Genomic DNA, 23,707 nt, shown 5'->3' with positions numbered 1-23,707 from the left:
CGGCGGCTCGGAGATCAGCGAGGTGCACACCAGGGGGCAGGATGAGCGGCACGACGAGGAGCGGTATGACGAGCACAGCCGGCGCAGCGGGGCCCGGCAGCTCCGGGTCGCGAGACCCGGCGGCGGCGCAGACCCCGGCAGCCGCGCAGCCCCCCGCAGCCGCGCAGCCCCCTGCAGGCGCGGAGCCCGCCGCAGCTACGCAAACGCCCGCTGCGCAAACGCCCGCAGTCGCGCAGCCGCCCGCAGCCGCGCGGCCGCCCGCAGAGGCGCAGCCCGCCATCCTGCGGGAGGGCACGGTCACCTCGACCCAGGACGAGGCGGCGCGCCGCCTGACCGAGGGGCTGGCGCCGCCCTTCGCGCTCACCGCCCGCCGGCAGACGGCCGGCCGGGGGCGTCTCGGCCGAGCCTTCGCGAGCCCCGAGGGGTCCAGCCTGTCCCTCACCTACGCCCACCGCAGCGACCTGGCACCCGCCGCCCGCGGGTGGTTCCCACTGGCAGCCGGGCTGGCCGCGGTCTCCGCCCTCAGCGAGGTGCTCGGCCTGCGGGCGACTGAGGAGATCGGCCTCAAGTGGCCCAATGACCTGCACACGGCGGATGGTCGGAAGCTCGGGGGGATCCTGGTCGAAGGGCGCGGGGCGCAATCGGTGCTGGTCGGCATCGGTCTGAACCTGCGCGGGCCGGTGCGTCAGCAGGACGGCACCGTCGTGCCCGGCGCGGCCTGGCTGCGGGGAGCGGGCGGTCTGCGCCCGACGAGGGTGTCAGGCAGCACTGTCCTGCCGGAAGACCTGCCGGATGGCCTGCATGATGAGGAGCTGCGGGAGCGGCTCGAGAGATCGCTGGTGACGGCGCTCGCTCAGGAGCTCGCTCGCCTCGAGTCCACAGGGGGAGACGGCGTCCGCTCAGGGACCCACGACCGCTACACTATGACGTGCCTCACATTGGGGCGTCATGTGCGCATCGATCCGTTGGGGGATCTTGACACGGGGGGAGATCGATCGAGCTCCTGGCACGGCCTCGCCACGAAGGTGGACGGCTCCGGCAGGCTGGTCGTCGATCGCAAAGGCGTCGGGCAGGTGGCCGTGGATGTCGGTGATGTGAGGCATCTGAGGCCCGGGCAGTCCCCGTGACCACAGTCAGAACTTGAAGGACATCGAGCAGGAGGAGCACGTCACGTGACCGGAGGCATGGAAGACCTGAAGCGCATCGCGGGACAGGAGCGGAGCGCCGCTCCCCGTGAGCCTTCGTCGGTGCCGCAAGGAGCCATCCCGGTGGAGAACGAGCCCGTGGAGAACCAGCCTGTGGAGAACCAGCCTGTGGAGAGCGCCCCCGTGGAGAACATGCCTGTCGAGAACATGCCGGTCGAGAAGATCCCTCTGGAGGACATCCCCGTGGAGAGCGTCCCGGTGGAGACTGCGGAGCTGCCGGACCTCTCGGAGTCCGGCTCGGGACAGGCCTCGCTGGATGATCGGGAGATCCTCGACCTCAACAAGCGCTTCGCCGCTGTGCGCCGCAGCGTCGGCGCCCTCGAGAAGGTGCTGCTGCAGGGCCCGCGCAAGTACTCGCGCCGGGATCTCGCCGATCAGCAGGACATCCCCGAACGCCTCACCTCCGTGTACTGGCGCTCGCTGGGCTTCACCCCGGTGGACGAGGACACCGTCGTCTTCACCGAGGAGGACGCCTACGCGATCGGTGATCTCGCCGCGATCGTCGAGGAGGGGGTGATCACGGAGAGAGCCTTCGCGAGCATCTCCCGCGGACTGGGCTTCCACATGGGCCGACTGGCGATGTGGATCACCGAGGCCCTCGTGGACGAGGCGAAGTATGCCGACGGCCTCGACGACGCCCAGGCCCGTCAGCAGATGCTCGACTCGATCCCGGAGCTGCTGGAAGTCTTCGAATCTCAGGTGATGTTCACCTTCCGGCGGCAGCTCGCCGCCTATGCGGCCCGTGCCGGCAGCGAGGTCCTGCACCGCGACACCGATGAGCTGTTCCCGCTCCACCGAGCCATCGGCTTCGCGGACCTGGTCCAGTTCACCCGCCTCGCCCAGGATCTGCCCGGTGCCGAGCTGGCCGACATGGTCGGCCGCTTCGAGTCGGTGAGCCGGGACCTCATCTCTGTAGGCGGTGGCAGGGTGGTCAAGACGGTGGGCGACGAGATCATGTTCCTCGCCGACACGCCCGAGGACGGCGCCCAGATCGCAGTCAGCCTCGCCGAGACCATCACCGCCTCGCCCGACCTTCCGCCGGTGCGGGTGGGACTGGCCTGGGGATCGATGTTCTCCCGATACGGGGACGTGTTCGGCCCCACCGTCAACCTCGCCGCACGCATGGAGTCCGTGGCGCGGCCGGGATCCGTGCTGGTCGATGCGGACACTGCCGCGGCGGTGAGCCAGGCACTGCCCGGCGGGTTCGCGCTCTCCGACGGTGAAGAGGTCGAGCTCCACGGGATCGGCAACGTGCACGTCCAGGAGATGCGACGCGACCGCTCGACGCCCTTGGACATGGGCCTGTGAGCCGCCGCCCCTGGTCGGCGCGGGAACCCGGGCCCGCCGTGCTCGCGACAGCGCTGTGAGGGGAGCTGGGATGATGGCCAGGCGCCCGGCCCGCACCCCGGGTCGGGCGGCCCCTGCCGGCATCGTCGTAGGATGGAACGCGTGACACGACTGCTACTCGTCGAGGACGACTCGGCCATCGCCGAACCACTCTCCCGCGCACTGGACCGGGAGGGCTACACCGTGACCCGCGCATCACGGGGGATGGACGCGCTCGCGATCGCGGCGGGACCCGAGCCGATCGACCTGGTCATCCTCGATCTCGGGCTGCCGGACCTCGACGGTCTCGAGGTCGCCCGTCGACTGCGGAAGGGCGGGCTCGAGTCTCCGATCCTGATCCTCACCGCCCGCGCCGACGAGGTCGACGCGGTGGTGGGCCTCGACGCCGGCGCCGACGACTACGTCACCAAACCCTTCCGCCTCGGCGAGCTCCAGGCCCGTATCCGGGCCCTCATGCGGCGCTCCCAGGCGATGGAGGACTCCGGTGACAGCTTCGATGTCAACGGGGTGATGCTCGATGTCTCCGCCCGCCGCGCCTACGCCGACGGCGAGGAGCTGAGCCTCTCCGCCAAGGAGTACGACCTGCTGACCGTGCTGGTGCGGGAGTCCGGCAGCGTCGTCACCCGCGACGATCTGATGCGCGAGGTGTGGGGCGCCGAATGGTGGGGCTCCACCAAGACTCTGGACATGCACGTCTCCTGGCTGCGTCGCAAGCTCGGCGACGACGCCACCGATCCCCGCCGGATCACCACGGTGAGGGGAGTGGGCTTCCGCTTCGAGACCGGCGCGGAGAGCTGACCGGTGCGGCAGCGAGTGCTGCAGGCCACCATCATCACCGTGCTCCTGGCCGTGCTCATGCTCGGCATCCCGCTGGGTTACTCGTGGCTGACGCTGGCACGGCAGAGCCTCACCAACCAGGCTAACCAGATCGTCGACCTCGTGCGCATCGACACCGAGGCACGGCTCCAGGAGGGCCTCGAGATCGACGATGCGCTGCTCCAGCGCCATGTCGACGCGCAGACGGACCTCAACATCGCGATCACGGTGACCCACGACGGCACCACCTACACCGCCGGTGACCCCCCGGAGGGCAAGTCGGAGAGGGTCACCACCAACGGCGCCTCCGGACAGTCGGTCGCCGTGTACATCCCGGAGTCCGACGTGCGCGCGCACACCGCCAGCGCCTGGGTGCTGATCACCGTCGCCGGACTCGCAGCGCTCTCCATCGGCGTCTCCGTGGCGCTGTGGCAGGCGCAACGGATCTCGATGCCGCTGGCCCGGCTGAGCCAGCGCGCCGAAGAGATGGGCTCCGGTCGCTCCCGCGGCCCCTGGCACGCCTCCGGGATCGCCGAGATCGACGACGTCGCCGAGGAGCTCGCCCGCTCCGGCGCGATGCTCAACGAACGCCTCGAGGCGGAGAGCCGGCTGGCCTCCGACGCCTCCCATCAGCTGCGCACCCCGCTGACCGCGCTGTCGATGCGCCTGGACGAGATCCTCGCGACCAGCTCCGAGGAGTGGGTGCGCGAGGAGGCCCGCATCTCCCTCGAGCAGATCGACCGCCTCACCGAGGTGGTGCACGACCTCATCAACGCCCCGCGCTCCTCCCAACGCCGCACCCCCGGCGTGGTCGAGCTGCGCAACGTGCTCACCCAGCAGAGCGAGGAGTGGTCCCCGGCGTACCGGCGTGCCCACCGGGAGCTGCGGGTGCAGGTCCCGCGCAGCGCCGCAGTCTGGGGATCGACCGGTCCGCTCACCCAGGTGATCGCCACCCTGGTGGAGAACGCACTCGCCCACGGCGCCGGGCGCACCACCGTGAAGGTGCGCCGCAACGATCACTCGACCGTGGTCGAGGTCTCCGACGAGGGTGGTGGCATCGATCCCGAGCTCGGCGCCCGGATCTTCGAGCGCGCCGTCTCCGGGCGGAGCTCGAGCGGCACCGGCGTGGGGCTCGCGCTCGCACGCACCCTGGTCGAGGACGACGGCGGGCGCCTCGAGCTGCTCACCGAGAGCCCCACCACCTTCGGCGTGTTCCTGATCTCCGCACCCGGTGACGATGGCGGCGAGGACGACGTCGAGGAGAAGCGCAGCGGCCGGGGCGCGAGAGCCCCTCGCGAGCATCGCGGCGGACGGCTCGCGAAGGCCGCCCGCGGGGTCCGCGCCGACATGACGCCCAGCGCCGCACAGCGGCAGCGCTCCGGTGGGGACGACCTCGATTCCCTCCCCCAGGGGTCCGTGGTCCGGCGCCGCCCGCGCTCACGCAGCTGACCTCGTACACTGGCCGCCGTGCCGATCACCCCGCCCCGCCCAGAGCAGACCACTGCTCCCACTACGGCAGCCGCCCCCGATGCCGCGGCCACCCCCGAGAGCCCGACGGGTGCCCGCAGCGTCGGCCTCATCGGCGCCGGGCAGCTGGCCCGGATGATTATCGGCCCCGCGATCGAGCTGGGCCTCACCACGCCGGTGCTGGCCACTGACCCTGCGGAGAGCGCTGCGGCCGTCGCCGCCGAGGTCCGGATCGGTCGGCATGACGACGAGCAGGCGGTCAGTGACCTGGCCGCCGAGGTCGACGTGATCACCTTCGACCACGAGCACGTGCCCACACAGATCCTCGAACGCATCGAGGGTGCCGGGCTCGCCGCGGTCCGGCCCGGCCCTGCGGCTCTCCTCCACGCCCAGGACAAGCTGGTGATGCGCGAGCGACTCACCGCGCTGGGCCACCCCTGCCCGCGCTGGTGGCGGATCAGCTCCGTGGCGGACCTGGAGAACGCGCTCGCCGAGAGCGATGGCCGGATCGTGATCAAGACCCCCCGCGGCGGCTACGACGCCCACGGGGTGAGGATCATCGAGAGCGCCGACCAGGCCCAGGACTGGCTCGCCGAGCACGGCGAACTGCTCGCCGAGGAGCTGGTGCCCTTCACCCGCGAGCTCTCCGCCCAGGTCGCACGGCGCCCCGGAGGAGAGGCCGTGGCCTACCCCGTGGTCCAGTCGGTGCAGAAGGACGGGGTCTGCTACGAGGTGGTCGCACCCGCGCCCGGCCTCGATGCGGAGGGCCAGCAGCAGATCCAGGCCCTCGCGCTCGCCATCGCGGAAGACCTCCGGGTCACCGGCATGCTCGCTGTCGAGCTGTTCGAGACGGCCGACGGTCAGGTGCTGGTCAACGAACTCGCCATGCGTCCCCACAACACCGGCCACTGGTCCATGGACGGCGCCATCACCGGCCAGTTCGAGCAGCACCTGCGAGCGGTCGCCGATCTGCCCCTCGGCGCCACCACCCCGGTCGCACCGGTCTCGGTGATGGTGAACCTGCTCGCCGGTGCTGCCGAGGACCTCGCCCCCGGCGCACACGCCGCGCTCGCCGCCGATCCGGAGCTGAAGATCCACCTCTACGGCAAGTCCGTGCGACCCGGTCGCAAGATCGGGCACGTCACCCTCACCGGCACGGACGCGGACGAGTTGCTCGAGCGCGCCCACCGGGCCGAACGACTGATCATCGACGGGCCCGCGCCCGTCACCGCAGCGCCTGCCACAGGCGCGCCCGCCACCGCAGTGCCCGCCACCGGCGCGCCCCTCACTGTCGAGACCTCAGGAGAGACCCGATGACCGAGAACACCCTCCGCCCGCTGGTCGGCATCGTGATGGGCTCCGACTCCGACTACCCGGTGATGAAAGCCGCGGAGGAGGCGCTCGCCGAGTTCGAGATCGGAGCCACCGTCGAGGTGATCTCCGCCCACCGGATGCCCGAGGACATGGTCACCTGGGGCCGCAGCGCCGCCGAGCGCGGGCTGCGGGTGGTGATCGCCGGAGCAGGCGGCGCCGCCCACCTGCCCGGCATGCTCGCCTCCCTCACCCCCCTGCCCGTGATCGGGGTGCCAGTGCCGCTGAAGCATCTCGACGGCATGGACTCCCTGCTGTCGATCGTGCAGATGCCCGCCGGGGTGCCGGTCGCGACCGTCTCCATCGGCGGAGCGCGCAACGCCGGACTGCTCGCGGCCCGGATCCTCGCCGCCGGCGCTGATCAGGAAGCGGAGCGCCTCCGGGAGCGGATGATCGCCTTCCAGGCGGAGCTGCGAGAGGTCGCGCTCGCCAAGGGGGAGAAGCTGCGCGCCTCGCGGTGACTCAGCCCGCCAGGTGAGAACGCGGTGAGGATCGTGTGCACGTTCTCCCATCACGCTGCATCGCAGGGCGTTCCTCCCGATCATCGGCCAGTGCTCGCGGTATCGTCGGCTCCATGAGCGATACCCCTGCCTACCGGGTCGCCCCGGGGGCCGACATCTCGGACGACGCGACCATCGGCGACGGCAGCTCCGTCTGGCATCTTGCCCAGGTGCGCGAGGGCGCCCGGCTCGGGACGGACTGCGTGATCGGCCGCGGTGCCTACATCGGCTCCGGGGTGCAGATGGGCAACGGCTGCAAGGTCCAGAACTATGCGCTGGTGTACGAGCCCGCGAAGCTCGCCGACGGCGTCTTCGTCGGCCCCGCCGCAGTGTTCACCAACGACCACTTCCCGCGAGCGGTCAACCCGGATCTCACCCCGAAGTCCGCCTCCGACTGGGAGCCCGTCGGCGTGACCTGCGAGACCGGCGCCTCGATCGGAGCCCGCGCCGTCTGCGTGGCTCCGGTGACCATCGGTGCCTGGGCGATGGTCGCCGCGGGCGCCACCGTGGTCAAGGACGTCCCCCCGCACGCGCTGGTGGCGGGCGTTCCGGCCCGGCGCCTCGGCTGGGTGGGCCGCTCCGGCGAGAAGCTGATCCCTTCCTCCGACGGGACCGATGCCTGGATATGCCCCACCACGGGCGAGTGGTACATCCACGATGACTCCACCGGCGGGCTGCTGCTCGCCTCCTCACCCTTGGCCGACGCGCCGCGCCCGGCCACCCTCACCGACCCCGATGGACAGGATGGACTCCCCGCATGAACAGCGAACTCACGATGATCCCGCCGGCGAAGCCGATCATCGGCCAGGAGGAGCGGGACGCAGTGGATCGCGTGCTGGCCTCGGGCATGGTGGCGCAGGGACCGGAGGTCGCGGCGTTCGAGCAGGAGTTCTCCGCCGCGCTGGCGGGTGGCCGTGAGGTGGTGGCGGTGAACTCGGGCACCTCGGGTCAGCATCTGGGGATGCTGGCGCTGGGCCTGAAGCCCGGTGATGAGGTGATCGTGCCGTCGTTCACCTTCGCGGCGACGGCGAACACGGTGGCTGTGTCGGGCGGTGTCCCGGTGTTCGTGGATGTGGATCCGGAGACGTTCACGGTGGATCCCGCGGCGATCGAGGCGGCGGTCACGGAGCGGACGGTCGGGATCCAGCCGGTGCACCTGTATGGGCATCCCGCGCCGATGGACCAGATCCTGGCGATCGCGGCGAAGCATGGTCTGTGGGTGTTCGAGGATGCGGCGCAGGCCCATGGCGCGACCTGGCAGGGTGCCCAGGTGGGCACCTTCGGGCAGGGTGGGATGTACTCGCTGTATCCCACGAAGAACATGACCTCGGGGGAGGGTGGGATGGTCTCCTGCGCCACGCCGGAGATCGCGCGTCAGGTGAGGCTGCTGCGCAACCAGGGGATGGAGAAGCAGTACGCGAACGAGGTCGCCGGGTTCAACAACCGGATGACGGATATCCATGCGGCCATCGGGCGGGTCCAGCTGGGCAAGCTTCCGGCGTGGACGGCGACGCGGCAGGAGAACGCACGGTTCTTCGATGCGAATCTGACCGGTGTGGTGACGCCGGTGGTGCGTGAGGGTGCGACGCATGTGTATCACCAGTACACGATCCGGATCGAGGGCGCGACGGCGGCGGAGCGGGATGCCTTCGCGGCTGCTCTGCGGGAGGAGCACAAGGTGGGCTGCGGGGTGTACTACCCGACCCCGGTGCATCGCCTGGAGACGTTCAAGACTGAGGTCGATCTGCCGGTGACGGAGATGTTGGCGGAGGAGGTGCTGTCGTTGCCGGTGCATCCGAGCATCTCGGAGCTGGATCGGGAGCGGATCGTGGCGGCTGTGAACACTGTGGCGAAGGCGGGGGCATGAGCATGCTGGGCAGGAAGAAGCCGCTGCGAGCCGGGCTGATCGGGCTGGGGATGATGGGGCGCCATCACGCGCGGAACCTCCGCGCGCTGGAGGGCGTGGAGCTGGTTGCAGCGGCGGATGCCCACGGCGATCCCCATGGTGCGGCGCCCGGGCTGGAGGTGCTCCCGGATGTGGAGGCGCTGATCGCCGCCGGTATCGACTATGCAGTGGTGGCGGTGCCCACCCAGTTCCACCGCGATGTCGCGATCGCGCTCGCGGAGGCGGGCGTGCACACCCTGGTGGAGAAGCCGCTGGCCTTCGACATCGGCGAGGCCGAGGAGATCACCGCCGCGTTCGAGCAGGCTGGCCTGGTCGGAGCGGTGGGCTACATCGAGCGGTACAACCCTGCGCTGCAGGAGATGCGTCGGCGGATCGCCGAGGGACAGCTGGGGGAGATCTACCAGATCGTCACCCGCCGGCAGGGCGGGTTCCCGGCCCGGATCGCGGACGTCGGGGTGGTGAAGGACCTCGCCACCCATGACCTGGACCTCACCGCCTGGGTCGCGCAGTCGCCGTACGCTTCGGTCGCGGCGACCTCGACTCGTCGCTCGGGCCGTGAGGACGAGGACATGGTCTCGGTCGCGGGCCGGCTGGCGGACGGCACCATCACCAATCACCTGGTGAACTGGCTGACGCCGTTCAAGGAGCGGGTCACCGTCGTGACAGGGGAGAAGGGCGCGCTGGTGGGTGACACCTTGAACGCAGATCTCACCTTCCATGCGAATGCTGACGCGGCGACGAACATGTGGGAGTCGATGGCGTCGTTCCGGGGGGTCAGCGAGGGTGACTCGATCACCTACGCACTGCAGCGCCACGAGCCGCTCGCGACCGAGCACCAGGCCTTCCGCGACGCGATCAACGGGGACACCTCGAACATCGTCACGATGCGCGAGGGCCTGCACACCGTCCGCACCGTCGAAGCCGTGCTCGAGAGCGCGGAGAACGCGAAGGTCGTCGAACTCTGAGTCGACCCGACACATAGCCGCGAGGCCGTCCCGGAACGCATCCGTTCCGGGACGGCCTCGCTGCTCATATGCGTCAGCGCAGAAGGGTGCCGTAGTGCTCTGCCAGCGCTGCGGCTCCTGCATCCACGCTGCGGTCACGGATCACGAAGCTCCGGGCAGCCTCACCGATCTGCGCCCGCATCGCCGGCCCGTCCGGAAGCCACTGGCGCAGCGCCTGGGCGACGTCTGCCGGCTGCGGATCTGCGCTGAGGACCGCTCCGGTGACTCCATCGTCCACCATCTCCGCCTTGCCATCGTCGCCGCTGACGACCGCGGCCATCCCGCAGGACTGCGCCTCGAGGATCACCAGCCCGGCCCCCTCGCTGTGGGACAGCAGGAGGAGCACGTCGGACCGACGCATGTGCTCGCGCACCCCGTCACGATCGGTGCGCCCTGCGAAGCGGATGTGAGCGCTGCCCGCAGCCTGTTCCTCGAGCGTCCGGCGCAGGGGCCCCTCGCCGAGGATGACCAGCTCGTGGGGAACATCTCGTGAGAGCTCCTGGGAGGCACGGATCACGAGGTCGACACGCTTCTGCGGGATCAGGCCGCCGACATAGAGGAGGCGCGCGGGTCGATCCTCCGTGTCGGCCGCCGGGGCAGGGGTGAAGAAGTCGGTATCGATGCCCTGGTAATGGACATGGAGATGCTCGGACGACGCACCGGCGGAGACAGCCAGCCTGCGCTGATGGTCGCTCACAGCGAGCAGCAGCTGCGAATGCTCGAAGGCGCGACGCACCTCGCGCGCGTGGACCCGCTGGAGCCCGCGCGGCCCCACACGACCTGCATGGACGACATCGGTCCCGTGCAAGGTGGTGACCAGGGGGGTGCCCATCGCCCTGGCCGCCCGGATCGCGCCGCTGCTCCAGGTCCCATGGTGCTGATGGATCAGATCAGGCTGCAGTCGCATCAGCACCGCGGTCTGGAGCGGCATCGCCAGCTTGGCGAGTGAGGCGCGGGCGCGGTAGGAGACGGGAAGGTCGAGGGCGGCCGTGGCGGGGATGACCGTCTCTCCCGGTTCGATCGAGGCCGCGAGCGGCACGGCATGGAAGCGATATGGCGCGCGGCGGCGGAGGAGTGCCTCGGCGTGCGCGGTGACGAAGTAGGTAGGGGGGATCGCCAGCAGAGCGGTGGTGAGCGCGACGTGCGCGCTCTCATGCGTCGTGGTCAATCCCGGCCTCGTCTCTTCTTGGTCACATCTGCCCTCGGTGCGCGGCAGGCGTCCTGATCCTACCGAGACCGTCGCCTAGCATGGCGATGTTCAGAACCGACGGCCCTGCCCCGGCCGATCGACGTGGAGGGGGCGACCTGATGGCGAAGAAGGGCTGGCTCGTCGACCGCTTCCAGCGTCTGATGCAGAAGTACCCCACGCTCCGGCACATCGCCACGCTCGCCTCGGGGACCGCGATCGCTCAGATGATCGCGCTGGGCGCCTCGATGATCACGGCACGACTCTTCACCCCGGAGACCTTCGGCCAGTTCGCGATCTACGGATCGATCGTGTCGATCGTTGCGACCATCGCCTCGCTGCGCATGGATCTGACCATCGTGCTGCCTGACAACGACGACTCGGCGCGCCGCATCGCGAAGATCGGGACCGTCTCGAACGTGTTCTTCGCCGCTGGGGCATCTCTTGCGGCGTTCCTGCTCCATGACCTCATCGTGGACATCTACGGGAGCCGGGAGCTCGCGATCTGGATGCCCTTGGTGGGCCTCTCCATCTTCTTCCTGGCTCAGGTGACGGTGCTCCAGTACTGGTTCAACCGCAAGAAGGACTACCGCACGATCTCGCGGAACCGCATCCAGCAGATGGCCGGGTCCAGCGGTGGGCAGGTGACCGCCGGCCTCGCGGGCTTCACCACGCTGCCCGGGCTCATCATCGGCACGGCGATCGGACCCGCGTTCGCGTTCTTCAATCTGCGGCGGAAGTCCCAGGAGCTGCTCGCACCGATCCCGGAGGACACCCCGAGCAGCCTGGATCTCCTGCGGCGCTACAAGAAGATGCCGCTGCTGAATCTGCCCAACGCACTGATCGACGGTATCCGGCTGAACGGGATCCCGCTGATGATCGGCCTGGTGGCACTGGATTCGGTGGGCCAGTTCAGCCGTGCCTGGAGCATCTTGCAGGTGCCGATCGGGCTCATGAACGGCGCGATCTCCCAGGTCTTCTTCCAGAAGATGTCCACGGTGAAGCCCGGCGAGATGTACCCCCTGGTGAAAGCCACGATGATCCGCGCCATCCTGATCTCCATCGTCCCGTTCGGGCTGATCTACCTCGTCTCGCCATGGTTCTTCCTGCTCGTGTTCGGATCGCAATGGGATCTCTCCGGCGAGATCGCGCGAGCACTGACACCATGGCTGGCCATGCAGTTGGTGACCTCCCCGATCTCGACGCTCTTCGTGGTGACGGAGAACCAGATCTGGCTGCTCGGATTCTCGATCGTGTTCGCCGCCGCGCCGCTGAGCCTGCTGTACTTCTCCACTCTGCCGCTCGTCACTACCCTGACAATCGTCGGTGGGGTCATGGCCCTGCTGCTGGTCGGCCTGCTCGGCATGGCGCTGGTGGCGGCGCGCCGTTTCGATGCACGCCCTCACGAAGCGGCGCACGCGTCATGACAGACAAGAACCGTCAGAAGGGCTGCTCTATGCGCATCCTCATGATCACTGCTGCTCGAACGGACTCCGCCGGGCCGCTCTCCTTGGCGTCCGTCATCGAGCGGGCCCGCGCGCTGCAGGCCCAGGGCAACGAGGTCGCTGTCCTCCATCTGCGTGCTGCGCCGCTGCTGCGACGGGCTCGCTCGGCCCCGCAGCTGTCGACGGACGCCGGCATCGAGGTGCTGGGCGTCCAGGTTCCGCTGCTGAGCGGCCCCCTCCGTGGCCAGCTGCCGGGAGTGCTCCGGCGGGTGCTGCCCCGCGCGTTGCGTGCTCAGGGCTTCCTCCGTCCCGACCTGGTTGTGGCCGAGGCACAGCTTCCTGCGGCGAGCGCGGCGCAGGTCCTCTCGGTGCTCTCCGGGATCCCGCACCTCATCGTCGCCGCGGAGGAGCACGACACCGTGCCGAGCGGCCGGCGCGACAGGGAGATCCTCGGCCATGCGCTCCTGGAGGCCGTCGCAGTGGCCGCGACCCCGGATGTCGGGGTTCAGCTGCGGCGCCATTGGGTGCTGCCCCATCTGGAGACCCTCGCCGCAGAGAACCGGGAGGAGTGGGCCGCCGCACTCGATGCGCTCTCGCAGCGGGCACTTGCGACGGCCGTCGGTCCGCGAATGGTCTTCCATGCCCCCTATGTCCTCGCCCCCTCACCGACGACCGCGAGTCGGCAGCGTCCGAACATGATGCTCGAGGCGTTCAAGGCGAACGGCCACCGCGTCCATCTCATGACCGGGGATCCTGTGCAGCGCCGCCGCGACTTCGCGGATCTGCGACGTCGCCGCCGGGCAGGGCAGGAACTCTCCTTCGTGTACTCGGAGAACTCGACCCAGCCGAATCTGCTGTCCACGAGTGCTTTTCACGGGATCTCCCCGGTTCTGGAGGCGCTGCTGCTGGCGTGGTGCTCACGAGCTGGCATCCCCTTCGGCCAGTTCTATCGTGATGTGTACTGGCGCTACCCCGAGAAGCAGGCGAGCGTCGCACCCTTGCGACGCCTGGTGATGCAGGCCGGATACCGCTTCGACCTCCTGGCTCTGCGAGCGTTCGATGCGCACTTCTTCCTGCCGTCGAAGTCGATGGGGCCGGTCATCCCCGCGCCGGAATCGCGGTGCACCGAGCTGCCGCCGGGGGCGCAGATCCGGGATGCCGAGCCGGGGCAGGGTCTGCACCTGCTGTATATCGGCGGGGTCGGGCCGGGCCATGAGATCGACGAGTGCCTGGCCGCACTGCAGCGGGTCGAGAAGGTGAGCCTGACGATGGTGGTCCCGCCCACCGCGTGGGAGGCGCATCGCGAGCGCTATCTCCCGCTGCTCACCGAACGGGTGCACGTCGTGCATGCCAATGCGGGCGAGCTCGCAGAGCTCTACGACGGAGTCTCGGCGTGCCTCCTGCTCGTCGAGCCCAACGAGTATCGGAAATTCGCAGTGCCGATGAAGCTGTACGAGTACCTCGGCTATGGCAAGCCGACCCTCGCCTCTGAGCACACGCTCGCGGGCGAGATCGTGGAGGGCCTCGAGATCGGGTACACCGCTGCCTACGAGAGGGAGTCGATCATCGAGCTGCTGGAGCGTCTCCTTCGCGATCCCGCGGAACTCGAGCGCTGCACCGAGCGGGTGCAGGAAGTGCGGCATGAGCAGAGCTGGGCCGTCAGGGCCGGTACGGTCCAGGAGACGCTGACGGGTGGCCCCGGCGCATGACTCTGCAGCTCGTTCTGGACTGGATGGCGCTGCTACCCGTCGCGGCGCTCCTCGTGCTCGCCCTCTACCTTCCCGGCGTCGGTGCGCTGGTCATCCTCCGCACCCGACTGAGCGTCGCGCTCGCCGGAGGGCCGTTGCTGACGGCGAGCCTGCTGGGCATCGGCGGAGTCATGCTGCACACGCTCGGTCTCCGATACCACGCCCTGTCCTACCTGGTGCTGATGCTCCTGCTCTGGGGCGTGGCGCTGCTCCTGCGGTACCTGCTGAGCAGGAAGGCGCGCTGGCGCCGAAATGCCACCGGGCACTCCGTGAGGCGTCACCTGCTCCAGCTCTCCCGGTCCCACGTCCTCATCCTGGCGGGCGCTCTGGTGCTGGGCATGGCCAGCATGTGGATCCCCACGATGCTGATGATCGACCCCGCCGTGCCGAACCCACGGGTGGACCCCATGTACCACTACAACGTGCTCAATTCGATCGGAGAGACCGGATCGGTCTCGATGTTCGCCGCCGTGGACTACACCTACGGCGTGCAGGTGCGGCACGTGACCTATCCGACGGTCTGGCATGCGATCACCGTCCTGGCCGTGCCTCTGGTGGGCATCGTGCCGGCCGCCAACCTGGTCGCCTACTTGGTGACGCCGATCCTCTTCGTGGTCAGCAGCGCCCTGTTGGCGCGCATCGTGTTCCGGCGACAGCTCCTCGCGACCGCGGTCGGCGCGATCGCCGCCGGCATCCTCCCGGCCTTCCCCGGCGGTCTCGCGTTCACGAAGTCCTTCTGGCCCAATGAGCTGGCGGTGGCCATGCTCCCCGGTCTGCTCGTCGTCCTCATCATGTTCCTGCGCCGCTGCCGCTGGGGCCTGTTCCGGCGCCGGCCCGCCACCTTCCTGCTCGACCTCACGATCATGCTCGCCGCGGCCGGAGGGCTGGGGCGCACACACCCCTCCGTCTTCTTCAGCTTCGTCATGATCGTACTTCCCCTGCTGATCCTCGAAGGGACGAGGGCGCACAGCGTGGTGCGACGCAGCATGTCGCCGCGGGCGCGCACCATCCTGGCGAGCGTTCTGGCCGCGGTCGTGATCGTCGTGGTGCTCCTGCTGCTCGTCCCGGATCAGGTGCGCAGCTTCCTGATGCGGGAGAGCATCGCGCAATGGAACGATGTCACGCTCAAGGGCGTCAGCATGATCGCGAACTGGCCGACCGACGTCTCCAATCCCGCGGGCGTCCTCACTGCGCTGGTCTACATCCCCCTCCTGCTGGTGGGCATCGCCCTTCTCTCGCGGCGCCGCGACCAGCGCTGGATCGTGTGGGCATGGGCCCTCCAGATCGCGATCATCATCGGCTCCTACTTCCCGGTGCCGGTCCTCTCAGCCCTCGCGGGTCTCTGGTACGCCGACACCTTCCGGCTCTATGCGATCCAGGCGGTGATACTGCCCTTGGCCGTCGCGGCGGTGGTGCTCTGGGCTCATGGGCGGGAGCCTGCCGCGCCGTCCGGCCTGAGGAGGGTGCCGATACGGCTGCGACAGGTCTGGGCCTGGGGCGCGATCAGCGCGGCTCTGCTGGGCACCGGATACATCACCACGGGTGGCGCACGGCAGGTCGGTGTGGGGTCCACGTCTCCGCGGCCTGTCGCCTCCGCGGAGGAGGCCGCTCTGCTCGAAAGGATCGGCGATGACCTGCCTGAGGGCTCCGTCGTGGTGGGCGATCCGGCATCCGGGGTCGCCTATCTGCCGGTCGGAGCGGAGGTGGAGTCGGTCTTCACCCAGATGAACGTGCGTGATGTCGATGAGGACGGCATCTTCCTGATGGAGAACTTCGACGAGATCGAGACCGACCCACGGGTATGCGAGGTCCTGGAGTTCTACGGGATCGGGTACTTCTACCAGGACGTGAGCTACGAGTACAACTACAGCGAGCGCGATGAGGTGATGCCCGGCTTCTACACCGTGGACACCTCCGACGGCTTCACGCTCCTCGACGAGGGCGGCGACGCCCGGTTGTGGCGGATCGATGCGTGCGGGCCGGTCGAGGCTCCGGGTGAGGATTGGTGGAACCGCGAGAAGCGGATCCAGCCCTATGTGGAGGAGCTCGGTTCCTAGCCCTGGAGGAACGAGAGGTAATCGGCGCGGATCGCGTCCGGCTGCCGGGAGCTCCGGATCCAGGCGCGGGCCCGCTCCGCCTCGGCGTCGAAGGCGCCCGGAGTGCTCAGGGATCGGATACGGTCCACTGCGGACTCGACGTCCTCGATGATCCAGTCCGCGGGATACACCATCTCGGCGCCGCCCCAGGGAGCGATCTCGGGCCAGTTGCGCACCACCGGCACACAGCCGGATGCGGCGGCCTCGGCGACGGACTCGTGCGTCCCCTCGCTCACCGAGGAGGACAGGATGAAGCCGGTCCGAGCCAGGAGCTCGGGCACATCGGAACGGTATCCGTCCACCATGACCCCCTCGCCGAGCTCCTCGATCTGTGCGGCGATGTCCTGTGCCCAGGAGGCCGTGCTCGCGATGGCGGTCTGCTCCAGAGTGGGGCCGACCAGTCGCAGGACGTATCTCGGATCCTCGGCGCGGAGCCTGCGGAGCATCTCGAGGGAGAGCGCGACGTCCTTGGTCGGGACGGCCCAGCCGATCTGCACCAGCTCGAACCGTCGGCGATCCTCTGCCGGGGCGAAGGCCTCGAGGCTGTGCACATTGTGGAAGGTGGGCCGCTGCGGTGCCTGCCGGATGCGCGGGGAAACGGCCTCCAGCATGGTGCGGAGCGGAGGCGAGACGAAGCCGATCGCGTCATAGGCGCCACCGCGGGCGAGCAGAGGGTACGGGGTGAGGCATTCGAAGCGGTGGATCCGGGCGACGGTCCTGACCTGATGGGCCGAGAGATCCAGGAAGCTGAACCAGGCGAAGGGCTGCACCCCCCATTCGACGAAGACGGTGTCCGCCCACGCGAGTGGCTCCTCGAGTGCGGCGGGCACCGGATGGAGGCGGCCCGAGCGGTTCCAGGTGCTCCGCTGGCGCATCACGAGCCCGTGGGTGGGGCGCTCCGCGAGCGGCAGCTGCGAGACGTCCACGGTGCGGAACTCGATGCCCGCGTGCTCGTGGAGATCCTCCTCGACGCGGCGGATGAAGGTCCAGGAGGAATGGCACAGGATCAGCACGCGCAGCGGCTGGCCATCCCCTCTGCTGCGTGGTGGCGTCCCCCCGGTGGGGGCCGGTGCGGGATCCGCCTCGAGCAGCATCGCCCTGCCGGCGGCGGAGTCGCGGAAGGGCGCGAGGAACTCGTCGGTGCGCAGCGCGAGCGGTGAATGCAGGGGCCCGTAATGCGTGGAACGGTGATAGGCCAGCAGGATGGCCAGGTTCGTCCATGTCACACTCTGCTGGTGACGGCCGCGCGCCAGGGCGTTGTCGGCCAGGGCCAGCAGCTCGGTCAGCAGGGGGAGGAGGTCATCCCACGGGATCTGGTGCCCGCCCTCAAGTTCGGCGAAGGCCTGCGCACTGCGTGTGAAGGTGCGCCCGGCGCGGCCGCCAGCGCGCTCGGCCACTGCACGCCCTGCACCTCCGATCGGGCTCGCAGAACCGAGGACCTGCACGGAGCGGTTCCGGAGGAAATCGGTGATCTGATCGACGCGGGGGAGTGAGGACACGGTCTTCTCCTGGATGGGGTCAGCTCAGCCCTGGAGCAGGCCGCGCATGATGTCTCGGGCCACCTCGGCGTCCTTCTCGAAGCTGAGCTCGCGGGAGGCGGTGTCGGACGCGTTCTTCCAACCCCGGAGGTCCTCCGCGGTGATCGATGCCAGTGATGCCCTGCATTGCTCGACGGAGAAGCCCTCGGCGATGGGCCCGAGCCCGTGCTCACGCACGACCGGCACCATCTCCTCGCTCGGGCCGATGGCGACGCCGAGACGGCCTTGCACGAAGTCGAAGAGCTTGTTGGGCAGCGTCAGGCGGGCATTGGTGTTGAAGGGCTCGATCCAGAAGACGCCGAGGTCGTACTGGTTCAGGACCTCCGGGAGCTCGGTCGGTGCCACCGGATCGTGGAAGCGGATGCGCGCGTCGCCGGCAGCCCGTGCGTGCAACGCACGCATATACGCACCACCGTCATTGGCGGGCACGAGGTAGAGGTCGAGGCTGAAGCGGGCTGGCAGCGCCTTGACCACGTCCAGCATGAGCTCGAGGTTCCGCCCGGGGACGGCGGATCCCGAGTGCACCAGGCGCACCTGGTCCTCGAGCACCGGCGAGGGGGCGAGCTCCTGCCACCGGGAGGCGTTCCGCATCACGCGGGCGGCGACCCCGTATCGCTCCCGGTAGAGCTCGGCGATGCTCCCGCCCACTGCCGTCACCGCAGCATTGCGCGGCAGATAGGTGCGGCACAGGTAGTCCATCAGGGGAGCGACGAGCAGTCGCCAGGACAGCACATGGGTGCGCTCCTCGGGGGCCCACTCGTGCATGTCCGCCCAGATCGGCGCACCATGGGCGACGGCGTCGGCGAGAGCCAGGATCCGCGCCTCGTTGGCGACCACGGCATCGAATCGGCGACCCTCGAGCGCACGCATCGTCCACCGGATGGCGGGGGCGGCGGGCGCTGCCCTGCGCCACTGCCGCGTTGCCAGGAGCGCCACGCCGGGCAGATCCTGGGGGAGGGTCTTCAGATGGTCGGGAACTTCGATGTGCTCGCTCGCACCCTCGGGCGTCGGACCGTAGCCGACCGTCGTGACCCGACCGAACTCAGCGACGACGGAGAGCTGCCGCAGGACGCGTGAATCACGGTGGATGGGGGAGAGGCTGATGAGGAGGATCTCGGGCTCGGACACGCCTTTCATTGTATAGACGCGCCCGGCGTGCACCGACCGTCGGAGCCGCGTTCGAGGGTGCTACGGTGAACCGGCCCAGGAGGGCCCGGATGACCCGGATGACAAGAACGGAAGGTCACCACGTGGTGTCGAAGCACTCCCCCCTGACTCGAGGCACGTTCGTCGTCGCCACCCGGCTGTTCGCCCCTGAACCGACTCCCGCGGCATCCCGCAACGAGGCGCTGGTGCGGGCGATGGAGCGCGCAGGGCACACCGTGCGCGTGATGACCACCACCGCGCCAGGGCTCAAGCAGATCCCTGACCGGGTCTCCGAGGTCTCCCGCTGGCCCGTCAAGCGGGACCGCCAGGGGCATGTCAAGGGGTACGTCTCCTACCTGAGCTTCGATATCCCGCTGTTCTTCCGTCTGCTGGCCCAGCGTGACCTCGCCGGCGTCGTCTCCGAGCCGCCTCCCACCACGGGACTGGCCGTGATGGCCGCAGCCGCGCTGCGACGGGTGCCCTATGCGTACTACGCCGCCGATGTGTGGGCGGATGCGACCGGCACCGTCGAGGGTGTCCCGTGGATCGTGCGGAAGGCGGTCCGCGTCATGGAGAAGCTGGTCTGGCGCCGCGCGAGCGTGCTGCTGGCCACCTCGCAGGGCGTCCACGATCGGATCATCGAGCTGATCGGGCCGCGGGCTTCGGTGGCAGTCGTCGGCAACGGCATCAACATCGACGACTTCACGCCGGAGGGGCCGAGCGCGGAGGAGCCCGGTCCGTACTTCGTGTACACCGGGACCGTGTCCGAGTGGCACGGCGCAGGGATCTTCCTGGACGCGTACGAGCGAGTGCGGGCTGATCATCCTGGCCTGCGGATGCTGTTCTTCTCCGAGGGTGCGCACCGGGACGAGCTCGAGCAGCGGGCCCGGGACCGAGGGCTCGACGGGGTCGAGTTCCGTCGTCGCCTGCCCGCCCAGGAGATCTCCGCCTATATCCGAGGCTCCGTCGCCTCCCTGAGCTCGGTCACCCCGGGCCAGGGCTACGACTTCGCGGTCGCCACCAAGATGTTCGCTGCCACGGCCTGCGGGATCCCGGTGATCCAGTCCGGTGACGGCTACGGCAACCGCCTGGTCGAGGAGAACGGCCTGGGCTGGTCGACCCCCTACGACGCGGAGTCGGTCGCCGCGGCGATGCGGGCCGCGCTCTCGGGCGAGGACCGCCCGGATCCCGCACTGCTGCGTCGCTGGACCGAGCAGGACGCAAGCCTCGACGCGAGCGGGGACCGCGCGGTCACGGCGCTCGCGCCGCTCTTCTGACCGACTGGTCTTCCGAACGACTGGCCTTCCGAACGACTGGTTTTCCGAACGACTGGTCTTCTAGACGACTAGTCGGCCGCGCAGTCGATCTCGATCATGATCGAGTGGTCGGTGCGGCCGATCACCGTCCCCAGCGCCGGGCTCGCCTGGTCCAGGCGGGTGAACCTGCCGCCCACGTTGTACGGTCGCTGATCTGCGTACACGTAGCCGATGTTCGCGTCTTCGAGCCGCGCACAGGCGGCTGGATCCTCGGGAGCGGCGAGCACATCGTCCATCCGCTGCTCATCCGTCGAACTGGGGCGCATCCCCGCCGCGGGAAAACGCACGGTCTGGCCTGTCATCCCGTAGAGGTGAGCGCCGCCGGAGAAGGGACTGGCCAGCAGCACCTTGTCGGTGTCCATCATGGCCCCGACCTCCTGGAGCATCGCGTACTCCTCGGCGTCGAAGTAGCGGGCTCTCCCGGTCATATCCAGATCCAGGTTCCGCCCGGCGTACTCCAGGCGCGGCCCGATGGTCGAGGCGGCCAGCAGCACGCAGGCGGCCAGGCCCAGGATCCTCAGGAACTGCTGGGCAGGTCGTTCGATCCTGCGCACTTGACGGTCGAGGTGGGCCAGCCCCGGGACCACCAGCAGGCACACCACCAGGGTGAACAGCATCGAGATGCGGTCCTGACCGCTGTACCAGAGCGCCGAGAGGCGCAGCGAGGAGTCGATCGCGGCGTCCATGTACAGCACCAGCGGCACCAGCAGCACCACCGGCAGCACCGCGCTGCCTCGCCGCAGATGTGCCCAGACCCCCAGGTAACCGAGCAGCCACAGCAGCGGCCCGGTCGCCATCGCCCACACCGTCAGCAGTCCGGAAGACATCTCGCCCACCGCGCGGAGGGGGGAGATCACCAGCCCCCCGACGAAGTCGCCGGCGACCCCGGAGGCGGGGAGCACGGCGATCACGAGGACCGGGAGCAGCCCGAGCAGGACCACCACAGCGCTGAAGCGTGCGAGGCGCGGGCGTCGACGGCGCTGCTCGACGGCTCCGGCCAGGGCCGCAGCAGTGATCAGCAGGCACAGCGCGATGAAGACGTTCGGATGCATCAGGCCCAGTCCCACAGCGCCCAGGACGACCGCGACCACGAGCGGGAGCACCGTCTCTCCGTGGTGCCCGGAGAGACGGAAGCGCAGGGCGCGGAACCCGGCGACGGTCACCCCGAGCACGCCCGGCAGGAAGGCGGAGGCGACGAGGTTGGGGATGGCCGCGAGATGGATCCATTCGCTCAGCGGCACCGCGGGGGCGATCGCGGCGGCCGTGCCCGCAGCCAGCGGTCCCCAGCTCAGTCGTGGCCACAGCATACGGGTCAGGAACATGATGCCGTAGACCCAGGGCACCAGGGCGAGCATCAGGGTCGCGGCGTTCAGGACGATGGGCGTCGGGGCGAGCGGCACCAGTGCCGCGATGTCATGGAACGCCGCGGGGTAGACCCCGCCTGAGCCGTCGGTCGTCGAGAGTGAGGCGAACCTCAGGGTCGAGCCGTAGCCGGTCTCCCGGATCCATTGCAGCGCGCTGAGATGGAACAGCGCATCCCATCTCTGCAGCGGCTGCCCCGGTGAGCCGAAGGAGGCCAGGATCGGGACCACGGCGAGAGCCGTCGCAGCGGCCAGGACCAGCAGAGAGACAGGCCCTCGAACCAGCAGCGGACGGGAGGTGCCCGCCGGTGCGGTGTGCAGGTCCGACCCCTGGCCGTGACGGGCTCGTGCAGAGCGCAGCCATCGTTCGATGGCGAGCCGCAGTCCCCAGAGCACGAGGCCGGCGAGCACCGTCATCAGGAGCGCGGACACCAGATTCCACGGCATCCCGATCAATGCGACGACGATCGCGCCGCTGCCGAAGACGCAGGCGGTCACCGCTGGTGCGACGGCTGCGGCGGCGCGCCACGCGATGCCGAGCGCGCGAGCGAGGACGACGCCCGGCAGGTAGGCGAGAACCAGGGCGAAGGCGGCCGCCCAGGAGAACCAGAGCAGATCGATCATGCGCGAAGGGGGAGGACCCCGGTGACCGAGAAGCCACGACGAATGGAGAGCACGGGCTTCCTCCTGGAGTAGGACTCGGGGCGCGGACCTGGAGGCCCCACCACTGGGCAGTGGTGGGACGAAGCCAGCGTATCTGCCGGGCGGAGGATCAGAAGATCCGCCTCAACAGCGGAGTCCGCTGACCGATCAGCGCGATGACGGTCGAGAGCAGCACGGTGAGCGTCCAGGTGAGAGCCATCGGGCCGACATCGTAGACATCGAGCACCGGGAACACCTCGCGCAGCACGACGAGCACCGCGAAGTGCACCAGGAAGATGCCGAAGGTCGCGTTCCCGAGGGTGCGGAGCCTCCGCTCGGTGCGTTCGGAGACCCGCCAGCCAGCGCACAGGCTGGAGACGGACGCCATCAGCACGACGGAGTAGGCGACGACGGGCAGCGACCCGTAGACGGGGGCGAGGACCGCGACCCACGTCGGGGCAGCTCCTCGACTGGCGACGAACAGCCAGGTGATCAGGGCGATGAAGCCAGGGACCGTCACCAGGCCGAGGGCCCCCGCCCAGCGGGGGATCGGTTTTACCAGGACTGCGCGGCCGAGCACGAAGTACCCGGTGTACAGCAGGAAGAACGTGAGGCTGCCGGCGGCGACCGGGACCATCGAGATCGACCCGCGTCCTCCCGCCTGCCCGGCGACCGTCACCAGGACGGTCCAGCTCGCTGCGAACAGCCCCACGATCCAGCTTCGCCGACCCTCATCGTCCGCGAGGAACGACGCCAGCAACGGGGTGATGAGGTACAGGCCTGCGATCGCGAAGAGGAAGTACAGGTGCGTGTACGTCTCGCCCGTGATGATCAGGTCGACCAGCTCCGCGAAGGAGCCGACCGGGCTCCCCGACACCAGCCCGCGGATCACCACCAGGTAGAAGGCCGACCAGACGACCAGCGCCGGGACGACGCGTGTCATCCGGCGGCGCAGGAACTCTGCGGGGCCGTGGCGATGTGCTCGAGGGTCGAGGCTCAGCGCCCCGGACATCATGAAGAAGATCGGCACGGCGCACTTGAACGCCATGTCGAGCGCGACGATCCCGAGGCCCGCCTCACCGGCCCCGACCCCTCCGCCGACGACATGGATCACCACGACGCCGAGGACGGCGAGGATCCGGGTGACGTCGAGAAAAGGCAGGTAGGTGCGCTCTTCTCCGTTCATTCCGAGCGGGGGGTGCGGAGCTCGCGCTCGCGGTACTGCCAGGGCTGCTCAGCCTCGTCCAGCGCGAGCCGGCGCGCCAGGTGCGTGGTGCGCTTCTCCGCGGCCTTGGTGCGGGCCTCCTGCAGAGCGAGGAAGCCCAGCAGCACCAGCACCGTCGCATAGAGGAGCAGGTCAGCGCCGCGGCCCACCCCGACGATATTCGCGACCCGGCTGAGCGCTCCCGGGAACAGCACTGTCACCACGGCGAATGCGGCGAAGGCGAGGATCAGCAGGCGGCGCACCGCGAGCTGCTTGGCGCCACGCTTGATGAACAGCCAGGCGACGATCGCCACGATGCCCAGCACCAGGAGGAGCTGGATGATGAAGGTCCGGCTGCCCACCCCGAGGCCGGGGCCGAGGGCCAGGATCATGTCGGTGGCATCCATCG

19 protein-coding genes are annotated in these 23,707 nt (G+C 69.4%); 13 read left to right on the top strand and 6 right to left on the bottom strand.

All coding sequences use genetic code 11. The features are described from left to right. The first annotated feature begins 65 nt into the window (after nucleotides 1-65). The 9 genes from ACTH43_RS02385 (at nucleotide 66) to ACTH43_RS02345 (ending at nucleotide 9,577) form a co-directional block, all read left to right on the top strand. The gene (locus ACTH43_RS02385; protein WP_441443324.1) at nucleotides 66-1,127 is read left to right on the top strand and encodes a biotin--[acetyl-CoA-carboxylase] ligase; all 1,062 of its coding nucleotides are present in this window, start codon (nucleotides 66-68) and stop codon (nucleotides 1,125-1,127) included. Nucleotides 1,128-1,268: 141 nt separating this feature from the next. After that, complete coding sequence (locus ACTH43_RS02380; protein ID WP_441443323.1) at nucleotides 1,269-2,513, top strand: adenylate/guanylate cyclase domain-containing protein; 1,245 nt, start codon at nucleotides 1,269-1,271, stop codon at nucleotides 2,511-2,513. Nucleotides 2,514-2,654: 141 nt separating this feature from the next. Next, on the top strand, nucleotides 2,655-3,350 hold the full coding sequence (locus ACTH43_RS02375; RefSeq protein WP_441443322.1) for a response regulator transcription factor: 696 nt from the start codon (nucleotides 2,655-2,657) through the stop codon (nucleotides 3,348-3,350). Nucleotides 3,351-3,353: 3 nt separating this feature from the next. Beyond that, a complete protein-coding gene (locus tag ACTH43_RS02370) occupies nucleotides 3,354-4,817 on the top strand; it encodes an ATP-binding protein (protein WP_441443321.1) in 1,464 nt (487 codons plus the stop codon). An 18-nt stretch (nucleotides 4,818-4,835) separates the two neighbouring features. After that, nucleotides 4,836-6,152 (top strand): 5-(carboxyamino)imidazole ribonucleotide synthase, encoded by a 1,317-nt coding sequence (locus ACTH43_RS02365; protein WP_441443320.1) that lies wholly within the window; start codon nucleotides 4,836-4,838, stop codon nucleotides 6,150-6,152. After that, nucleotides 6,149-6,667 (top strand): 5-(carboxyamino)imidazole ribonucleotide mutase, encoded by a 519-nt coding sequence (gene purE / locus ACTH43_RS02360; protein WP_441443319.1) that lies wholly within the window; start codon nucleotides 6,149-6,151, stop codon nucleotides 6,665-6,667. The genes ACTH43_RS02365 and purE overlap by 4 nt, the downstream gene beginning before the upstream one ends. A 113-nt stretch (nucleotides 6,668-6,780) precedes the next feature. Beyond that, the gene (locus ACTH43_RS02355) at nucleotides 6,781-7,467 is read left to right on the top strand and encodes an acyltransferase (RefSeq protein WP_441443318.1); all 687 of its coding nucleotides are present in this window, start codon (nucleotides 6,781-6,783) and stop codon (nucleotides 7,465-7,467) included. Further along, on the top strand, nucleotides 7,464-8,573 hold the full coding sequence (locus ACTH43_RS02350) for a DegT/DnrJ/EryC1/StrS family aminotransferase (protein ID WP_441443317.1): 1,110 nt from the start codon (nucleotides 7,464-7,466) through the stop codon (nucleotides 8,571-8,573). The genes ACTH43_RS02355 and ACTH43_RS02350 overlap by 4 nt, the downstream gene beginning before the upstream one ends. Continuing rightward, the gene (locus ACTH43_RS02345) at nucleotides 8,570-9,577 is read left to right on the top strand and encodes a Gfo/Idh/MocA family protein (RefSeq protein ID WP_441443316.1); all 1,008 of its coding nucleotides are present in this window, start codon (nucleotides 8,570-8,572) and stop codon (nucleotides 9,575-9,577) included. Before ACTH43_RS02350 ends, ACTH43_RS02345 begins: the two co-directional genes overlap by 4 nt. Nucleotides 9,578-9,650: 73 nt before the next feature. On the opposite strand, the gene ACTH43_RS02340 is transcribed toward ACTH43_RS02345, so the two are convergent. Further along, nucleotides 9,651-10,784, bottom strand: coding sequence for a glycosyltransferase family 4 protein (locus ACTH43_RS02340; protein WP_441443315.1), 1,134 nt, complete (start codon nucleotides 10,782-10,784; stop codon nucleotides 9,651-9,653). 80 nt (nucleotides 10,785-10,864) lie between these two features. On the opposite strand from ACTH43_RS02340, the gene ACTH43_RS02335 reads away from it, so the two are divergent. From ACTH43_RS02335 to ACTH43_RS02325, 3 genes are read left to right on the top strand one after another with little or no spacing between them, the layout of a single operon-like run. Next, on the top strand, nucleotides 10,865-12,229 hold the full coding sequence (locus ACTH43_RS02335; RefSeq protein ID WP_441443314.1) for a lipopolysaccharide biosynthesis protein: 1,365 nt from the start codon (nucleotides 10,865-10,867) through the stop codon (nucleotides 12,227-12,229). Between the two features lie 41 nt (nucleotides 12,230-12,270). Continuing rightward, a complete protein-coding gene (locus ACTH43_RS02330; RefSeq protein WP_441443313.1) occupies nucleotides 12,271-13,956 on the top strand; it encodes a hypothetical protein in 1,686 nt (561 codons plus the stop codon). Then, complete coding sequence (locus ACTH43_RS02325; protein ID WP_441443312.1) at nucleotides 13,953-16,052, top strand: DUF6541 family protein; 2,100 nt, start codon at nucleotides 13,953-13,955, stop codon at nucleotides 16,050-16,052. The genes ACTH43_RS02330 and ACTH43_RS02325 overlap by 4 nt, the downstream gene beginning before the upstream one ends. Here the strand turns inward: ACTH43_RS02325 and ACTH43_RS02320 are convergent. Together ACTH43_RS02320 and ACTH43_RS02315 are read right to left on the bottom strand one after the other, a co-directional pair. Further along, complete coding sequence (locus ACTH43_RS02320) at nucleotides 16,049-17,590, bottom strand: glycosyltransferase (protein WP_441443311.1); 1,542 nt, start codon at nucleotides 17,588-17,590, stop codon at nucleotides 16,049-16,051. The genes ACTH43_RS02325 and ACTH43_RS02320 overlap by 4 nt on opposite strands. 24 nt (nucleotides 17,591-17,614) lie before the next feature. Continuing rightward, nucleotides 17,615-18,757, bottom strand: coding sequence for a hypothetical protein (locus ACTH43_RS02315; protein WP_441443310.1), 1,143 nt, complete (start codon nucleotides 18,755-18,757; stop codon nucleotides 17,615-17,617). Between the two features lie 125 nt (nucleotides 18,758-18,882). On the opposite strand from ACTH43_RS02315, the gene ACTH43_RS02310 reads away from it, so the two are divergent. Continuing rightward, nucleotides 18,883-20,052 carry a glycosyltransferase family 4 protein gene (locus ACTH43_RS02310; RefSeq protein ID WP_441443309.1) on the top strand — a complete coding sequence of 390 codons (1,170 nt, stop codon included), beginning with the start codon at nucleotides 18,883-18,885 and terminating at the stop codon, nucleotides 20,050-20,052. 68 nt (nucleotides 20,053-20,120) lie between these two features. Here ACTH43_RS02310 and ACTH43_RS02305 read toward each other — a convergent pair whose 3' ends face one another. The 3 genes from ACTH43_RS02305 to ACTH43_RS02295 all read right to left on the bottom strand — a co-directional run bounded on the left by ACTH43_RS02305 (nucleotide 20,121) and on the right by ACTH43_RS02295 (nucleotide 23,705). Next, on the bottom strand, nucleotides 20,121-22,076 hold the full coding sequence (locus ACTH43_RS02305) for a DUF6541 family protein (protein ID WP_441443308.1): 1,956 nt from the start codon (nucleotides 22,074-22,076) through the stop codon (nucleotides 20,121-20,123). Between the two features lie 148 nt (nucleotides 22,077-22,224). Continuing rightward, entirely contained in the window at nucleotides 22,225-23,280 is a 1,056-nt protein-coding gene (locus ACTH43_RS02300) for an acyltransferase (protein WP_441443307.1), read from the bottom strand. Then, nucleotides 23,277-23,705, bottom strand: coding sequence for a DUF2304 domain-containing protein (locus ACTH43_RS02295; protein WP_441443306.1), 429 nt, complete (start codon nucleotides 23,703-23,705; stop codon nucleotides 23,277-23,279). Before ACTH43_RS02295 ends, ACTH43_RS02300 begins: the two co-directional genes overlap by 4 nt. Nucleotides 23,706-23,707 lie beyond the last annotated feature (2 nt).

This window comes from Brachybacterium sp. (genome assembly GCF_052095815.1).
Taxonomy (GTDB): domain Bacteria; phylum Actinomycetota; class Actinomycetes; order Actinomycetales; family Dermabacteraceae; genus Brachybacterium.
The sequence above is the reverse complement of the archived record's forward strand: the minus strand, read 5'-3'. Positions and strand labels throughout refer to the sequence as shown.

Bases quoted from the DNA above. Each gene is read 5' to 3' on its own strand.
- ACTH43_RS02385 (WP_441443324.1), top strand. From the start codon at position 66: ATGACGAGCACAGCCGGCGCAGCGGGGCCCGGCAGCTCCGGGTCGCGA.
- purE (WP_441443319.1), top strand. From the start codon at position 6,149: ATGACCGAGAACACCCTCCGCCCGCTGGTCGGCATCGTGATGGGCTCC.
- ACTH43_RS02355 (WP_441443318.1), top strand. From the start codon at position 6,781: ATGAGCGATACCCCTGCCTACCGGGTCGCCCCGGGGGCCGACATCTCG.
- ACTH43_RS02350 (WP_441443317.1), top strand. From the start codon at position 7,464: ATGAACAGCGAACTCACGATGATCCCGCCGGCGAAGCCGATCATCGGC.
- ACTH43_RS02345 (WP_441443316.1), top strand. From the start codon at position 8,570: ATGAGCATGCTGGGCAGGAAGAAGCCGCTGCGAGCCGGGCTGATCGGG.
- ACTH43_RS02335 (WP_441443314.1), top strand. From the start codon at position 10,865: ATGGCGATGTTCAGAACCGACGGCCCTGCCCCGGCCGATCGACGTGGA.
- ACTH43_RS02330 (WP_441443313.1), top strand. From the start codon at position 12,271: ATGATCACTGCTGCTCGAACGGACTCCGCCGGGCCGCTCTCCTTGGCG.
- ACTH43_RS02325 (WP_441443312.1), top strand. From the start codon at position 13,953: ATGACTCTGCAGCTCGTTCTGGACTGGATGGCGCTGCTACCCGTCGCG.
- ACTH43_RS02305 (WP_441443308.1), bottom strand. From the start codon at position 22,076: ATGATCGATCTGCTCTGGTTCTCCTGGGCGGCCGCCTTCGCCCTGGTT.
- ACTH43_RS02300 (WP_441443307.1), bottom strand. From the start codon at position 23,280: ATGAACGGAGAAGAGCGCACCTACCTGCCTTTTCTCGACGTCACCCGG.
- ACTH43_RS02295 (WP_441443306.1), bottom strand. From the start codon at position 23,705: ATGGATGCCACCGACATGATCCTGGCCCTCGGCCCCGGCCTCGGGGTG.